The sequence below is a fragment of the Streptomyces sp. NPDC005706 genome, assembly GCF_040631045.1.
In the GTDB taxonomy this organism is placed as follows: domain Bacteria; phylum Actinomycetota; class Actinomycetes; order Streptomycetales; family Streptomycetaceae; genus Streptomyces.
Genome location: NZ_JBEXYS010000017.1, coordinates 1 through 15258 on the forward strand (window position 1 = coordinate 1; position 15258 = coordinate 15258).

15 protein-coding genes and 2 pseudogenes are annotated in these 15258 nt (G+C 73.7%); 12 read left to right on the forward strand and 5 right to left on the reverse strand.

The window, feature by feature from the left end; all coding sequences use genetic code 11:
• Positions 1-254 (reverse strand): response regulator transcription factor (locus ABZ478_RS24890; protein WP_359552855.1); only part of this gene is annotated, 254 nt, incomplete at its 3' end.
• A 145-nt stretch (positions 255-399) separates the two neighbouring features.
• On the opposite strand from ABZ478_RS24890, the pseudogene ABZ478_RS24895 reads away from it, so the two are divergent.
• The 8 genes and pseudogenes from ABZ478_RS24895 to ABZ478_RS24930 form a co-directional block, all read left to right on the forward strand.
• A pseudogene (locus ABZ478_RS24895) lies at positions 400-821 on the forward strand (iron-containing alcohol dehydrogenase); the annotation flags it as partial.
• A 145-nt stretch (positions 822-966) separates the two neighbouring features.
• Positions 967-1446, forward strand: coding sequence for a pyridoxamine 5'-phosphate oxidase family protein (locus tag ABZ478_RS24900; protein WP_359552986.1), 480 nt, complete (start codon positions 967-969; stop codon positions 1444-1446).
• Positions 1447-2079: 633 nt separating this feature from the next.
• Entirely contained in the window at positions 2080-3060 is a 981-nt protein-coding gene (locus tag ABZ478_RS24905; protein WP_359552857.1) for a GNAT family N-acetyltransferase, read from the forward strand.
• The gene (locus ABZ478_RS24910) at positions 3057-4409 is read left to right on the forward strand and encodes an ABC transporter substrate-binding protein (protein ID WP_359552859.1); all 1353 of its coding nucleotides are present in this window, start codon (positions 3057-3059) and stop codon (positions 4407-4409) included. Before ABZ478_RS24905 ends, ABZ478_RS24910 begins: the two co-directional genes overlap by 4 nt.
• Positions 4403-5365: a sugar ABC transporter permease gene (locus ABZ478_RS24915; RefSeq protein ID WP_359552861.1), complete on the forward strand. Its 963-nt coding sequence runs from the start codon at positions 4403-4405 to the stop codon at positions 5363-5365. The genes ABZ478_RS24910 and ABZ478_RS24915 overlap by 7 nt, the downstream gene beginning before the upstream one ends.
• Positions 5362-6231 carry a carbohydrate ABC transporter permease gene (locus ABZ478_RS24920; RefSeq protein WP_359552863.1) on the forward strand — a complete coding sequence of 290 codons (870 nt, stop codon included), beginning with the start codon at positions 5362-5364 and terminating at the stop codon, positions 6229-6231. Before ABZ478_RS24915 ends, ABZ478_RS24920 begins: the two co-directional genes overlap by 4 nt.
• A 108-nt stretch (positions 6232-6339) precedes the next feature.
• Positions 6340-6636 (forward strand): hypothetical protein, encoded by a 297-nt coding sequence (locus tag ABZ478_RS24925; RefSeq protein ID WP_359552865.1) that lies wholly within the window; start codon positions 6340-6342, stop codon positions 6634-6636.
• A gap of 142 nt (positions 6637-6778) precedes the next feature.
• Complete coding sequence (locus tag ABZ478_RS24930; RefSeq protein WP_359552987.1) at positions 6779-7126, forward strand: tetratricopeptide repeat protein; 348 nt, start codon at positions 6779-6781, stop codon at positions 7124-7126.
• Between the two features lie 73 nt (positions 7127-7199).
• Here ABZ478_RS24930 and ABZ478_RS24935 read toward each other — a convergent pair.
• Positions 7200-8579: pseudogene (locus tag ABZ478_RS24935) on the reverse strand (PepSY domain-containing protein); the annotation flags it as partial.
• 133 nt (positions 8580-8712) lie between these two features.
• Here ABZ478_RS24935 and ABZ478_RS24940 point away from each other — a divergent pair.
• Positions 8713-9357 carry a peptide deformylase gene (locus ABZ478_RS24940; protein ID WP_359552867.1) on the forward strand — a complete coding sequence of 215 codons (645 nt, stop codon included), beginning with the start codon at positions 8713-8715 and terminating at the stop codon, positions 9355-9357.
• 8 nt (positions 9358-9365) lie between these two features.
• On the opposite strand, the gene ABZ478_RS24945 is transcribed toward ABZ478_RS24940, so the two are convergent.
• Positions 9366-10796, reverse strand: coding sequence for an NAD(P)/FAD-dependent oxidoreductase (locus tag ABZ478_RS24945; RefSeq protein WP_359552869.1), 1431 nt, complete (start codon positions 10794-10796; stop codon positions 9366-9368).
• Positions 10797-10947: 151 nt separating this feature from the next.
• On the opposite strand from ABZ478_RS24945, the gene trxA reads away from it, so the two are divergent.
• Positions 10948-11322 carry a thioredoxin gene (gene trxA / locus ABZ478_RS24950; protein WP_359552870.1) on the forward strand — a complete coding sequence of 125 codons (375 nt, stop codon included), beginning with the start codon at positions 10948-10950 and terminating at the stop codon, positions 11320-11322.
• Between the two features lie 93 nt (positions 11323-11415).
• Here trxA and ABZ478_RS24955 read toward each other — a convergent pair whose 3' ends face one another.
• Positions 11416-12462, reverse strand: a complete 1047-nt coding sequence (locus ABZ478_RS24955; RefSeq protein WP_359552871.1) for a LacI family DNA-binding transcriptional regulator — start codon at positions 12460-12462, stop codon at positions 11416-11418.
• A gap of 148 nt (positions 12463-12610) precedes the next feature.
• On the opposite strand from ABZ478_RS24955, the gene ABZ478_RS24960 reads away from it, so the two are divergent.
• Positions 12611-13273, forward strand: a complete 663-nt coding sequence (locus ABZ478_RS24960; RefSeq protein ID WP_359552872.1) for a TetR/AcrR family transcriptional regulator C-terminal domain-containing protein — start codon at positions 12611-12613, stop codon at positions 13271-13273.
• Between the two features lie 24 nt (positions 13274-13297).
• On the forward strand, positions 13298-14437 hold the full coding sequence (locus ABZ478_RS24965) for an NAD(P)/FAD-dependent oxidoreductase (RefSeq protein WP_359552873.1): 1140 nt from the start codon (positions 13298-13300) through the stop codon (positions 14435-14437).
• 37 nt (positions 14438-14474) lie between these two features.
• Here ABZ478_RS24965 and ABZ478_RS24970 read toward each other — a convergent pair whose 3' ends face one another.
• Entirely contained in the window at positions 14475-15155 is a 681-nt protein-coding gene (locus ABZ478_RS24970) for a helix-turn-helix domain-containing protein (RefSeq protein WP_359552874.1), read from the reverse strand.
• Between the last annotated feature and the right edge of the window lie 103 nt (positions 15156-15258).

Here is a 15258-nt window from a genome sequence, read left to right on the forward strand (position 1 = left end):
GGCATGCGCGAGCGCAGCTCCCGGCACACGCTCACGCCGTCACCGTCGGGCAGCCGGACGTCCAGCACCGCCACCCGGGGGCGCAGCGCGGGGACCCGCACCAGCGCCTGTTCCGCGGTGCCGGCCTCACCGATCACCTCGATGTCCGGCTCGTCGTTCAGCAGGTCGCGCACACCGCGCCGTACCACCTCGTGGTCGTCCATCAGGAAGACCCGGATCGGGTCGCCGGGGCCGTGCCGCTCGCCGTCCGCCATCAATCGCCTCCTGTTGTCGCGGGTACCGCGTCGTCGCGGGCCGGGACCGGCTGGCCCCGGCCCTCCCCCAGTCTCCCGCACCCGGCCCGGTCACGGCAGCCACCCGGTGCCCCGCCGGCCCGGGGCGACGGCACCTTCGGCACGCCCCGAGGCGCGGGAGAGGATGCACAACGCGGCCACCATCGCCGGCATGGCCTACGGCAACGCCTTCCCGGGTCTCGTGCACGCCACTACCGGGCGCCGGAACGCCTCCAGGAGATCGCCCCCGCCCCGGGGCTGCCCGCCGGGACCCGCGGTGAGGGGGTGGAGTGCCTCCTCCGCGTGGTCGAGGAGCTGCGCGGCGCCGTCGGCATCGAGCGGTCCTTGCGGGAACTGGGCGTCGACGAGGAGTCCTCCCTCGACGCGCTGCCCCAGCAGGCGCTGAACGCCCACGAGGACCAGTGCGCGCCCGCCAACCCGCGGATGCCCACGCTGGACGACATGAGGGAGATCATGCGCGGCGCCTGCCACGGGTACGGCGGGCAGGGCCGACCGGAGGCGGACGGGGGCCGAACGGCCCTGGCGTGAGCGGTTCCCGCACGAGTCCAATGAGGTGATGGCATCCGTCCGCGGCGTTCGCTCCGGCGTCCGCCGCGGACGGCCGCCCGTCCACCTCCCGGCCCTCGACCAGAGACAGACGGCAGTGACCAACGAGACCGCACGGAAGCCCGCCATGACCGCCGGCGAGGCCCCTTCCCTTCCTCCGGGGCCGCGCCGGAGCATCGAACTGGACCGCGACGAGGCCCTGCGGCTGCTGGGCAGCGTCCCCTTCGGCCGGATCGTCTTCACCCGGCACGCGCTGCCGACGGTGCACCCGGTGAACCACGTCCTGGACGGCGGCGGCATCGTCATCCGCACCCACGACGGCGCGGCCCTGACCGCGCGCGCCCAGGAGGCCGACGGCGCCGGTGTCGTCGTCGCCTACGAGGCCGACGTCATCGACCCGGACACCCACCTCGGCTGGAGCGTGGTGGCCACCGGATACGCCCGGCTGGTGACCGATCCCGCCGAACTGGCCCGCTACCAGGAGCTGCTGGTGCCCTGGATCGGGCACACCATGGACCACGCCGTGCGCATCAGCCCCGATCTGGTCACCGGTGTCCGGCTCACGGCCGACGGCCCTCTCACCGCCGGTGACGCGGACGGCGCATGATGAAGTCGCGCACGTCGATGCTCGCGCGCCATCGCCGCCCGGCGAAGCCTCGCCAGGCCTCGGCGGGCGCGGCGTCGGCGTGGGTTGCCGGGGTCATCGCAGCCTCCGCCCAGCGCGCCGTAGCCGGCGTCCACCAGGTCGACGGCGGACTGCACGATCCGGCGCAGCAGGTCCTCCAGGTCGAGGTCGCTGCCGATCGCCATCACCGCATCGAGCAGGGTCTGCACGCGGTCCCGGCCCCCGCGCACCCGCTTGGCATGTTCCTGAAGCTCACTCAGCAGCGCGTCCATGCGCAGCGGGACAACCGGGCCGGGACTCCCCGCCACCGTCCGCTCCTGCATGCCCGTGCCCCGTCCTCTCCTCCGACCATGGGAGACAGGATGCCCCAACGGCCCTGTCGGAGAACAGCGCGGCCCGGCAGGCGGGACCGCGTGGACGGGACGGCGCCACCCGGTGGCAGATCATTGCTAATTTCCACGGCATACCAGTAGATTTCGGGCAATCGTTTCGAGATGTCACCGGCGGACGGGACCCAGGGACGAGCACGGAACCGGGCCGGTGGGCCGGCGACGGCGTGCCGCTCCACCCCTGACACCCGGAACCACCGTGACACCGGGAAGGACGACCCCGTCGATGACCGATCTCACCACGACCCCACGGACCGCGATCCGGGGCTTTCGCGCCGGTGACGGACCACCGCTGGTGGAGACGTGGCGCCGGAGCGCGCCCACGGACGCCGTCACCGCGGACCGCTTCCGCTCCCTGGTGCTGCTCGACGCCAACTTCGACCCGGAGGGTCTCCGGGTCGCCGTCGACGGCGACCGTGTCGTCGGCGCCGCCTACGCGGTGCGACGGCTCACGCCGCTGGCCGGCACCGATCTGGAGCCGGAGCAGGGCTGGATCCCGTTCTTCTTCGTCGACCCGGACGCCCGCGGGCGAGGTCTGGGCCGCCGGCTGCTGACCGACGCCCTCGACTGGCTGCACGGCCACGGACGCACCCGGGTGGACTTCTCCTCGTACACCCCCGACTACGTCCTCCCCGGCCTGGACGCCGAGGCCTATCCACAAGCCGCCGCACTGCTCGAATCCCTGGGCTTTCGCACGCTGTACGAGGCGACGGCGATGCACCGGGGTCTGGTCGGCTACCGCCTCCCCGACGGCGTCGCCCGCCGGCTGGGCGAACTCACGGCCCGCGGCCACCGGTTCACCACTCCGTCCGACGACGACCTGGTGGACCTCCTCGCACTCGCCGGGGGCCACTTCGGCCCGGACTGGGCGTGCACGATCCGGGCGTGTCTGACGGCGGGCACGCCGCTCGACCGGATCGTCGTCGCCCGGGACCCCGCCGGGCGCATGTCCGGCTGGGCGATGCACGGGGCGTTCGACGGGGTGGACGAGCGCTTCGGCCCGATCGGTGTCCGGGAGGAGATGCGCGGCACCGGACTCGGCGAGGTCCTGCTGCACCTGGTCCTGGAGCGGATGCGGGCGCGCCGCGCGCACTCCGCGTGGTTCCTGTGGACCGGCGCCCGTTCCCCGGCGGGCCACATGTACCGCAAGGCGGGATTCAGCAGCACCCGGGTGTTCCGGGTGCTGCGCCGGGAGGCCGCCCTGTGACGCCCGCCCGCCGCGGCTCCGGGGCAGCGGGCGGGCTGAGCCGCCGTCACCTCGCCCTCGCGCTCCCCTCTGCGCTGCTCGCCTCCGGGTGCGCGGCGCCGCACCGGGGCACCGGCCGGCCCGGGGACCCGATCGAGCTGACCCTGCTCTCCCACTACGCGAGCGGCGAGCTGAAGCAGGCCCTGCAGGGCCCGGTCGACGAGTGGAACGCCACCCACGACCGGGTCAAGGTCCGTACGAAAGCCGTGGAGTTCACCGATCTGCTGACCACGTTCATGGTCCGGCAGGCCGCGGGCCAGGGCGCCGACATCCTCCACCCGTACTGTCTGTGGAACGGCCAGCTCGTCCGGGCCGGCGTCCTGCGGCCCGCCCCGCCCGAGCACGCCGAGGAGATCGGCCGCGGCTACGGCGAGGCGGCGGTCCGCGCCGCCTCGGTGGGCGGCCGGGTCTACGGCTATCCCACCGAGGCGCAGACCTACGCGCTCTACTACAACAAGCGGCTGCTGCGCGCGGCCGGGCTCGACGGACCGCCGCGCACCTGGGGGGAGCTGGAGGAGGCGGCCCACCGCACCGCCCGGCGGGACCGGTACGGCAACACACTGGCGCAGGGGTTCGGCCTGTCGACCTACGACGACTCCACCACCGTCGGCCAGACCCTCGCCCTGCTCAACGCCGCCGGGGGCAGGTTCGTCTCCTCGGACGGCCGGAGCACCGCCATCGACTCGGCGGCCGGCCGGGCCGTGTTCGACCTGGAGCACCGGCTCGTCGCCACGGGTGCCAGCGCACCCGGCGTCAACGTCTACAAGGCGTTCCCCTCCGGACAGGTGGCCATGGTGATCAGCGCCGGCTGGTGGACCGGGAGCCTGAAGGAGCTGATGGGCGCCGGTTACCGGGACGTCGGCGTCGCGCCCGTGCCGTTGCCCGAGGCGGACGGCAGGCGCGCCACCCTCTCCACCGGCTTCATGCTGGGGGTCAACGCGGCCAGTGAACACCCGCGCGAGGCCTGGGAGTTCCTGCGCTGGCTGAACACCGAGAAGGTGGGAGTGAAAGGGGCCCCCAGCGGCGCGGTGGCGACCCGGATGAGCGCCCTGCAGGTGTCGGTCGGCTCCCTGACCGGCCGCGCCGACGACATGCGGACCCTGCTGGGCCGGGGCGGCGACCCGAATCTGCGCCCGTTCCTGGACGCGCTGGCGTACGCGGTGCCCGAGCCGAACGTGCCGGGCGCGCAAGCGGCCAAGTCGCTGCTGCGCAAGAACATCGAGGCGCTGTGGAGCGGTCAGCGGTCGGTCGACGAGGCGCTGCGCACCACCCGCCGGCAGGTCGACCAGGAGGTGTCGCGCTCATGGTGAACACGCTGGCGCCGGAGACGGCCGGGCAGGCGGACCGGGGCACCCGGTACGCACGCCCCACCGCCGGCCGGCCGGGGCGGGCCCGGCGCCGCCAGACCGCCGTCGCCTATCTGTTTCTGGCGCCGACGCTGCTGTTCTTCGCCGTCTTCCTGTTCCTGCCGCTCGGTTTCGCGCTGCTGCTGTCGATGTCCCGCTGGACCGGGTTCGACCTCGGCGACATCGAGCCGGTGGGCCTGGACAACTTCACCGGCCTCTTCGCGGACGGATCGACGTTCCTGACGCCGGTCCTCACCAACACGCTGCTGTACGCGCTGGGCACCGTGGCGCTCGCGCTCACCGGTTCCGTGCTCGTCGCCGCCTGCATCGACAAGCTGCGGTTCCAGGGGCTGTGGCGCACCCTTTACTTCCTGCCGATCGTGACGACCGTCGTCGCCGTCGGCAACGTGTGGAAGTACATGTACGAGCCGGGCGGCCTGGTCAACGGTGCGCTCAACGCCCTCGGGATCGGTTCGGTGGCGTTCCTGCAGGACCCCGGCACCGCGCTGCCCTCGGTGGTGGTCGTCCAGGCCTGGGCCTCGGTCGGCACCGCGATCCTCGTCCTGACCGCCGGCCTGAAGTCCATCCCCGGCTCGTACTACGAGGCCGCCGCGCTCGACGGCGCCGGGCCCGTCACCGTGTTCCTCCGGATCACCCTGCCGCTGCTGCGGCCGTCCCTGCTGTTCGTGTGCGTGACCCAGTTCCTGACCGGTCTGCAGTCGTTCGCTCTGATCATCGTGATGACGAAGGGCGGCCCGGGCGACGCGACCGCCGTCGCCGCGCTGGAGATGTACCGGCAGGCCTTCAGCTACGGCGACTGGGGCACCGCGAGCGCCGCCGCCTTCGTGCTGTTCCTGGTGGTCCTCGTGGTCACCCTGCTGCAACTGCTGCTGTTTCGGCGCACGGGGGAGGACGCGTGATCCGCCGCCGTTTCCCGTGGCTGTCGTACCTGCTGGTGGTGAGCGGCGCGGTGCTCACCATGGTGCCGTTCCTGGACATGGTGATGACGTCCTTCAAGGGACCGGGCGAGTCCGGCACGCTGCCGTACCGGTTCCTGCCGAAGGCGTTCGACCTGTCCAACTACCGGGCGGCGGTCGACCAGCTCGACCTGCCGGTGCTCTTCCGCAACAGTGTCGTCGCGACCGCCGTGATCACCGGCTCGGTGCTGGTCACCTCGTCGCTCGCCGGATACGCGCTCGCCAAACTCCGGTTTCCCGGCCGGGACTTCGTCTTCCGTCTGGTGCTGTCGACGATGATGTTCCCGCCGTTCCTCTTCTTCGTCCCGCACTTCCTGATCCTGGTGCACTGGCCACTGGCGGGCGGCAACGACCTGCTCGGGCGCGGCGGCGCGGGCCTGACGGTCAGCATCGTGGCGCTCACCATGCCGTTCCTCGTCAACGGCTTCGGGATCTTCCTGATGCGCCAGTTCATGGTCTCGATCCCGGACGAGGTGCTGGAGGCCGCGCGCATCGACGGGGCCGGTGAGTTCGCGGTGTGGTGGCGGATCGTGGTGCCGCAGACCAAGCCGGTCGTGGTGACGCTCGGGCTGCTGACCTTCGTCGACGCCTGGAACGAGTACATCTGGGCGCTGCTCGTCTCGACCGCCGACCCGGACGTGATGACCCTGCCGGTCGGCATCCAGCTCCTGCAGGACTACGTCGACCCGTCCCGCACGATGCCCATCGTCATGGCCGGCCTGGTGCTGAGCATCCTGCCGGTGCTGATCGTCTTCCTGCTGCTGCAGAAGTACTACATCCGCGGGGTCATGCTCAGCGGCCTCAAGTGACCGGCCTCCCGACAGGCCGTCCGCCGGGAGTGGGCACACACTGGATCCGTGCGGAGGCGGGCCGCCCGAGGAAGAGCCGCGCCCGCGTTCACGAGGGAGGCCGGAATCATGGTCCAGACATCTTGGACGACGCAGGGCGTCTTCACGGGGCCGGGAGGCGTCCGTACCGACGAGGCCGGGATCGTCACCGGCGACCTGACCGTGCACACCACCTGGGACGCCAAGCGGGCCGTCGTCCAGGTCCAGTACACCGGCACCTCCCAGTGCTACACGCTGACCGGCAGCCCGGTGCCCTGCTCCTCGCAGCCCGAGAGCCGGGACCTGCACCAGGCGGTGGTCGAGGCCGTCCGGGCCGGCGGCGGCGCCACGGTCCCCCGCTACGACCGGCAGTGGGCACGGCCCTGAGCGAAGCGGACCGTGCCGCCCTCCCCGGGGATCGGCCACGCCGAGGAGCCGGTGCGGCGGCCGCCCGGTGCCCCAGGTAGTGGAATATTGAACTATCGCGTTCCGTTGTGGCCCCCGAAGGAGGTCATCAGTGGAGACGCGAGTGGAGACCACGTACTACGACCACGGCACCCCGGCCGAGCGCTGGGAGCGCGCGCGGCTGTTCTTCGACGCCAAGGACTACGCCGGCGCGGCGCGGGTGCTGGCGCGGCTGGTCGAGGAGGTGCCGGAGCAGAGCGGGCCCCGGCTGCTGCTGGCGCGCGCCTACTACCACTCGGCCCAGCTGCGCCGGGCGGAGGCCGAGCTGCGGATCGTCGTGGAGCGGGACCCGGTGGAGCACTACGCCCGGCTGATGCTGGGCCGTACCCTCCAGCGGCAGGCCCGGCACGACGAGGCGGCCTCGCATCTGCGCATCGCCGCGGCGCTCGCGGGCGACTTCCCCGAGGAGTGAGCAGCGCCGGCCATGGGCCCGGTTCCGTGCGGGAACCGGGCCCTTCGCGCTCTCTCGCGCCGGGCGCGCTCCGGTACGTGCGCCGTCCACGCCGGTACGCGATCTCACCGAGGACCACGTCCACGGCGACGAAGGCGGCCAGCGGGATGCCGAGCAGCGGCACGAACCAGCCGAGGACGGCGATGGCGGCCAGCGCCGGCACCAGGAGGTACGGCGGCACCTGGGCCCAGGCGCCGCGCGGCACCGGGCGGCCGAAGGCGGAGCCGCGGCCCCGCTGCCACCACATGCGGTAGCCCCACACGATCAGCAGGATCAGGGCGAGGGCGAGCAGGGCGAGGGCGATCTGGTTGGCGAGTCCGAAGAGGACGCCTGTGTGCAGGTCGATGCCCCAGCGGGTCAGCTTGGCGAGCACCGGGTGGTCGGCGAAGCGCAGTTCGCCGGTGACCTCGCCGGTGGCGGGGTCGACGGCGACGGCGTCCTGCTTCTCGGGCCACTCGCGCCGCACCTGCTTGACGACGTACCCGCTGTCTTCGCCGGCGGGCGGGACGATCTCCACCGGGCCGCCCAGCCCCTCGGCCCGGGCCGTCGCGAGCACCCGGTCCAGGCCCACGCCGTACTCCCCGGCGCCGCCGGCGCCGGCCGCCGAGCCGTGGCCCGCGTGCTCGCCGCCGCTCACGGCCGCCGACAGCGTGGGTGTCGCCTGGCCGAGCGAGGTGCGCAGGTCGCCGATGTGGCCGCCGGCATACGTCGACCAGGTCAGACCCGTCGCCGACAGAAACAGGAACCCGGCGGCGGTCCAGGCGCCGACCGTGCCGTGCAGGCCGAGGGTGCGGCGCCGGCCGCCGGTGCCGCGCAGCCTGCGCAGCGCCCGCCGCCGGGTGAACCACAGCACCAGCCCGCCGCCCGCGATCACCCACAGCCAGCTCGCCGCGAGTTCGCTGTACAGCCGGCCGGTGTCGCCCAGGTGCAGGTCGCGGTGGAGCTCGTCGATCCAGGTGCGCAGCGGCAGGGCGCCGGTCGAGCCGTACTGTTCGAGCGCGCCGCGGATCTCGCCGGTGTACGGGTTCACGAACACGGCGAGGGTGCGGTCGGGGTCCACGCCCTCGACGCCGGAGAGCAGCACCCGGGTGGTCGAACCGGCCTCGGGCGCGGGCCGTACCGCCGCGACGGTGCCCTCGGGGTGGGCCTCGCGGGCTGCGGCCACCTGGGCGGAGACGGGCAGTTCCCGCTCGCCGGCCGGCACCGTCAGCTCATGGCGGTAGACGATCTCCTCGGCCTGGAAGGAGCCCGCGTAGAGCAGCCCGGTGACGGAGGCGGCCAGCAGGAACGGGGCGACGAGCAGTCCGGCGTAGAAGTGCAGGCGCAGCACGAGCGGACGCAGCGGGGCCCAGCGGCCCGGGGTGGGGGCCGGGGCGGGCGCCTCGTCCTTGGTGGGCGAGGGAGCGGTGGGCATCGGCGGGCTTCCTTCGGGGGGCGGGTTCTCCAGCGGTGACGGTCCAGTAGTCGGGCCGGAAGAGCACCGAGTTCCCCGGGGTGTTGGTGACCTGTGCCACACGAAAGGCGGACGGTCATGGCATTCTGACGCGATGGCACCTCCCAGTGATCAGGCACCGCTCGCCGAACGGGTCGAGGAACTCCTCGCCGCGGGCGGCCCCTTGCCCATCGTCGCGGCCGGACGGCCGGTCCTCAGGCGCGGCACCGAGGCTTACGACGGCCAGCTCGGCCCCGCCCTGCTGGCCCGCTTCGTCGAGGCGCTGCGGCTGACCATGCACGCGGCGCCGGGCGTGGGCCTGGCCGCGCCGCAGGTCGGGATTCCGCTGCGGATCGCGGTCATCGAGGACCCGGCGCCGGTGCCGGAGGAGGTGGCGCGGATCCGGGGGCGCGTACCGCAGCCGTTCCGCGTCCTGGTCAACCCGTCGTACGAGCCGGTGGGCAGCGCCCGTGCCGCGTTCTTCGAGGGCTGCCTGAGCGTACCGGGCTGGCAGGCCGTGGTGGCCCGGCACGCTCAGGTGCGGCTGCGCGGCGAGGACGAGTACGGCTCCGCGCTGGACGAGGTGTTCACCGGCTGGCCCGCCAGAATCGTCCAGCACGAGACGGACCACCTCGACGGCGTCCTCTACCTCGACCGGGCGCAGCCGCGCTCGCTCTCCACGAACGAGGCGGTCGCGGCCCTGTGGGCGCAGCCGGCACCGCAGGCGGCGGCCGAGGCGCTCGGCTTCGAACTGCCGTAAGCCGTGGCTCAGTTGTCCCGGTAGGCCTCCAGCAGCCGCAGCCACACCTCGCTCAGCGTCGGGTACGACGGGACGGCGTGCCAGAGCCGGCCGACCGGCACCCGTCCGGCGACCGTGACGGTCGCGGAGTGGATCAGCTCGCCGACGCCGGGGCCGACGAAGGTGACCCCGCGCAGGATCTCCTCCTCCACGTCGACGACCATCCGGGCGCGGCCCTTGTAGCCGTCGCCGTACAGGCCGGCGCCCGCGACCGAGGAGAACTCGACGTCGACGGCGCGGACGCGGTGGCCGGCCTGTTCGGCCTCGGCCAGGGAGAGCCCGACGGCGGCGGCCTCCGGGTCGGTGAAGACGACCTGCGGTACGGCGTGGTGGTCGGCGGTGGCCGCGTGCGCGCCCCAGGGCTCGTCCGGCGGTTCCGCGCCGGCGGCGCGCGCGGCGATCGCGGCGCCCGCGATCCGGGCCTGGTACTTGCCCTGGTGGGTGAGGAGGGCACGGTGGTTGACGTCGCCGACCGCGTACAGCCAGTCGGTGCCGGTGACCCGGAGGCTGTCGTCCACGTCGAGCCAGGAGCCGGGTTCGAGGCCGACGGTGTCCAGGCCGATGTCCCCGGTTCGCGGGGCGCGCCCGGTGGCGAAGAGGATCTCGTCGGCCTCGACGCGGTCCCCGGCACCGGTGACGACCACGACGGTGCCGTTCTCGCGGGAGACGGACTCCACGGAGGTGCCGGTGCGGACGTCCACGCCAGCCTCGGTGAGGGCGTCGGCGACCAGTTCCCCGGCGAACGGCTCCATCCGGCTCAGCAGGCCCTTGCCCCGCACCAGCAGGGTGACCCGGGAGCCGAGGGCCTGCCAGGCGGTGGCCATCTCGGTGGCGACGACCCCGCCGCCGACGACGATCAGCCGGCCGGGCGCCGCCTTGGCGCTGGTGGCCTCGCGGCTGGTCCACGGTTTGACCCCGTCCAGGCCCGGCAGGCCGGGCAGCCGGGCGCTGGTGCCGGTGCAGACGGCGACCGCGTGCCGGGCGGTGAGCGTGGTGACCGTGCCGTCGGGGCCGGTCACGGTGACCGTGCGGGGGCCGGCCAGCCGGCCCTGGCCGCGGTACAGGTCGGCGCCGGTGCCCTCCAGCCAGCGGATCTGGCCGTCGTCCTGCCAGTGCGAGGTGTAGTCGTCCCGCCGGGCGAGGACGGCGGGGGTGTCGAGGGGGCCCTGGACCGACTGCTCCAGGCCGGGCAGGCGGCGTGCGTCCGCCTGGGCGATCACCGGCCTGAGCAGCGCCTTGCTGGGCATGCACGCCCAGTACGAACACTCGCCGCCGACCAGTTCGCTCTCCACGACCGCGGTGGTGAGGCCGGCCGCACGGGTGCGGTCGGCGACGTTCTCCCCCACGGGCCCGGCCCCGAGCACCACGACGTCGTACGCGATGGATTCCGTTTCCGTCATGGGGTCAGTCTGGTGGGTGGTTGGCACGCGGGCCACACGGGTAGGCGCGCGGGACACGCGCGTGTCGGCACGGAACACGCGTGGAATACGCGGCCGGACCGCCGTGTTCTTGCCGTCGGCACACCCCACACCAGGAAGAGGGAACCAGGCCATGAGCAGCACTGTGGAGCTGACCAAGGAGAACTTCGACCAGACCGTCACCGAGAACGAGTTCGTCCTCATCGACTTCTGGGCGTCCTGGTGCGGGCCGTGCCGTCAGTTCGCGCCGGTGTACGAGAAGGCCGCCGGGGAGAACCCGGACCTGGTCTTCGGCAAGGTCGACACCGAGGCCCAGCCCGAGCTGGCGCAGGCGTTCGGTATCCAGTCGATCCCGACGCTGATGATCGTCCGGGACCAGGTCGCGGTCTTCGCCCAGCCGGGCGCCCTGCCGGAGGCCGCGCTCACGGACGTCATCGGACAGGCCCGGAAGCTGGACATGGACGAGGTGCGCAAGAGCATCGCCGCCCAGGAGCAGCAGGGCGAGTAGTCCCCGGCAGCCGGTACCGGTACGGCCCGTGGCGCGTGACGCGCCGCGGGCCGTACGCGTCCGTACGGGCGGGCGGCCGGGCCGACGGCGCGGTCAGCCGGACTCGCGGGGGACGAGGGAGGCGCCCAGCACCCTGCGCACCTCGGGCTCGCCACCGGGTTCGCGGACCGCGCGGTCGACGAGTTCCGCCAGTTCCCGGCCGGAGGGCAACTCGACATGGACGGTGCTGAGCCGCGGGCGCAGCAGCCGGCCGAGCATCAGGTCGTCGGCGCCGACCACGGCCACGTCGTCGGGGATGCGGACGCCCTCGTCCTGGAGGGCGCGCATCAGCAGCATCGCGTACTCGTCGTTGTAGGCGAACACCGCGTCGAGGCCGGACTCCCGCCAGCGGGCGGCCAGTCGGGCGGCGGCCTGCTCCGTGTACGCGAGCGGCAGCGCGGTCACGGTGGCGTCCGTGCCGCGCAGTGCCTGGCGGACACCGGCGAGCCTGGGCCGGGAGAACGCCTCGAGGCCGGTTTCCTCGGGGACGATCACGCCGATCCGGCGGCGCCCGCGGGCGTGCAGATGGGCGCCGGCGCAGTGGCCGACGGCCTCGTGGTCCATGTGCAGGGCGTGGGCGCCCTCGACGCGCTCGGGACCGAGGGTCACCACGGCCCGGGCACCGGAACGCCGGAGCACGGCGACGCCCCGCGGGCCGAGTCCCGCGCCGGGCACCAGGACGGCGACGGGGCGCAACTCGGCCCAGGCGCGGGCGGCTTCGTCGCCCTGGAGGCCGACGGTGCCGTACTGGACGACCGTGTAGTCGAGTCGGCCGAGGGCGGACTGCAGTTCGGTGAGGAAGCGGCTGTAGAGGGGACCCACCGGGATCGTCGGGGCGGGCATGAGGACCATGCGGCTGTGGCCGGCTCGCAGGCTGCGGGCGGCGGCGTGGGGCACGTAGCCCAGTTCCCGGGCGGCCTCGTGGACGCGGCGGCGCGTCGGTTCGCTGATCCGTACGGCACTGGTGTTGTTGAGGACGTAGGAGACGGTCGCGCGCGAGACGCCCGCCAGCCGGGCCACATCGGCACTCGTCGGAACGGAGTGCGGCGCGGGCACCGCGGACGGCGGCGTGTTCGGTATCTGCACCATGACAGACCGCATCTTGGCAGAGGGGTCGGGGCGGGGATGCGGGCGGGGGAACGTGGTTCATCGTTCGACCAACGCACGGGAGGGCGAACCGACGCACGGCAGGGACGAACATGTTCGCTACGAACTTGTTCGGGACGAACATGTTCGTTACTCTGGCGGCATGACAGAGACCCCCCGCTCCCGCCGTGAACGCCCCGCCAAGCCGGCGCTCAGCCGGGACGGCATCGTCGCGGCGGCGCTCGCGGTCCTGCGGGCCGAAGGGCTGCGGAAGGTGACCATGCGGCGGCTGGCCCAGGAGCTCGACACCGGTCCCGCCTCGCTGTACGTCTACGTCCGCAACACCGACGAGCTGCACGCGGCCGTCCTCGACGAGCTGCTCGGCACCGTCGGGCCCGCCCCGGCCGGCGGCGACTGGCGGGAGCGGCTGGAGCGGGTGCTCACCGACTGCACGCTGATGCTCCTGGACCACCCGGACCTCGCCCGCTCGGCGCTGACCGCCCGGCCCAGCGGCCCGCACTACCTGAATCTGATCGAGACACTTCTCGCCCTGCTCGCCGAGGGCGGGGTCCCGCGCGACCGGGCCGCCTGGGGCGTCGATCTGCTCCTCCAGCACGCCACCGCGACCGCCGCGGAGCACGCCGGCGAGAAGTCCCCCGGCGACTGGCAGGCCCTGGACAGCGCGCTGCGCGGGGCGTCCGAGGACACCCATCCGCACATCGCCGCCTCCGCCGGGGAGCTGCTGTCCGGCGCCCCGAGGGCCCGCATGTCCTGGGCCTTCCGGGCGCTGATCGACGGCATCGAACGCACCGCCGTACCCGACTGACACCCAGCCCCCGAGGAGACCTCCATGACCATCCCCCACCACCCCGTCGCCGTCGTCGGCGCCGGACTCGGCGGCCTCACGCTCGCCCGGGTGCTGCACGTGCACGGCGTCGAGGCGGCCGTCTTCGACGCGGACGCCTCACCGGACGCGCGCACGCAGGGCGGCATGCTCGACATCCACGACGACTCCGGCCAGGAGGCGCTGCGCGCGGCCGGGCTGCACGAGGCGTTCCTGGCCCGCGTGCACCCCGGCGGCCAGGCGCTGCGGGTGCTCGACCAGGACGGCACCCTCCACCTGGAGGAGTCCGACGACGGCTCCGGCGGCCGCCCCGAGATCGACCGCGGCGAGCTGCGCGGTCTGCTGCTGGACTCCCTGCCGGAGGGCACCGTCCGCTGGGGCGTGAAGGTGACCGGCGCCCGCCCGCTGGGCGACGGCCGGCACGAGGTGACACTCGCGGACGGCGGCGCCTTCACCACCGGGCTGCTGGTCGGTGCGGACGGCGCCTGGTCCCGCGTCCGCCCCCTGCTCTCCCCCGCGCGGCCCGCGTACACCGGGGTGTCGTTCGTCGAGGCGGACCTGCTGGACGCCGATGCCCGGCATCCTCGTGCCGCGGGAGTGGTCGGCGGCGGCATGCTGTTCGCGCTGGGCGCGGGCCGGGGCTTCCTCGGACACCGCGAGAGCGACGGCAGCCTGCACATATACGCCGCCGTCGAGGCGCCGGAGGACTGGCTCGACGGAATCGACTTCACCGACACCGAGGCGGCGAAGGCGGCCGTGCTGAAGGAGTTCGACTGCTGGCACGAGAGCCTGCGGGCGCTGGTGGCGGAGGCGGACGGGCCGCTGGTGCCGCGGCGGATCCACGCCCTGCCGGCCGGCCACCGCTGGACCCGGACGCCCGGGGTCACCCTGCTCGGCGACGCCGCGCACCTCATGTCGCCGTTCGCCGGGGAGGGCGCCAACCTCGCGCTGGCCGACGGCGCCGATCTGGGCCTCGCCGTAGCCGCGCACCCCGGGGACACCGAGGGCGCGCTCGCCGCCTACGAGGAGCGGATGTTCCCGCGCGCCGAGGCGTCGGCGGCGGAGTCGGCACGCAGCGGCGCGACGTTGTTCCGGGCGGACGCGCCGCACGGACTGCTGCGGATGTTCGCCGGCCACGACGACTGATCCCGCCGGGCCATGAAGGGCCGGCCCGGACCGCGCCTCAGGCGGGCCGCTCCGTGCCCGTCACCCGGGCCACGAGGTCGAGCCAGCCCGCCTCCAGCCGCTCCATTGGCATCCCGCACTGCCGGGTCAGATGGTGGACCTGGGCGGGATCGAGGTACGCCAGCAGGGTCAGGCAGAGCAGATCGCAGTCGGCGCCCGGCACGAGTTGCCGCAGCAGCATCGTGACGTGCGTGCGCAGCGCCTGGACGGCGGGGTGGGAGAACCGGCGGCACGGCTCCGGCTGGGCGGCGAGCTGGAGGTCGAGCTGCTCGGCCGAGCGGTACAGCACCGCCACGCCGAACGCCCGCAACCGGTCGAGGGGCGGCGCGCCGGGGCCGAGCGGCGGGGGCCCGCAGAGGAAGTCGGCCTGGAGTTGCCGGCCCGAGTGGTCGAGCAGTGCCGTCAGCAGCCCGGTGCGGTCGCCGAAGCGGCGGAACACCGTGCCCTTGCCCACCTGCGCCGCCGCCGCGACGGCCTCCATGGTCACGCCGGCCACGCCGTGCTCGGCGATCAGCCGGGCGGCGGCCTCCAGCAGCCGGGCCCGGTTGCGGGCCGCGTCGGCGCGCAGGCAGGGCTCGCCGGGCCCCGACTCGACCTCCAGCAGTTGAGGCGTGTCGTCGGACTCCTGGGGCTTCGGGAAGGGCGGCAGGGCGGCGGACATGAAGACAGCGTAAAGCATGGGGAACAAAACTGGACCGCGGTCCGGTTAGCCTGATAGAAAAGCTAAGCGGACCTCGGTCCGGATCGTAACGGCGATGTTTTCAGCCCCCCTTTGGAGTACC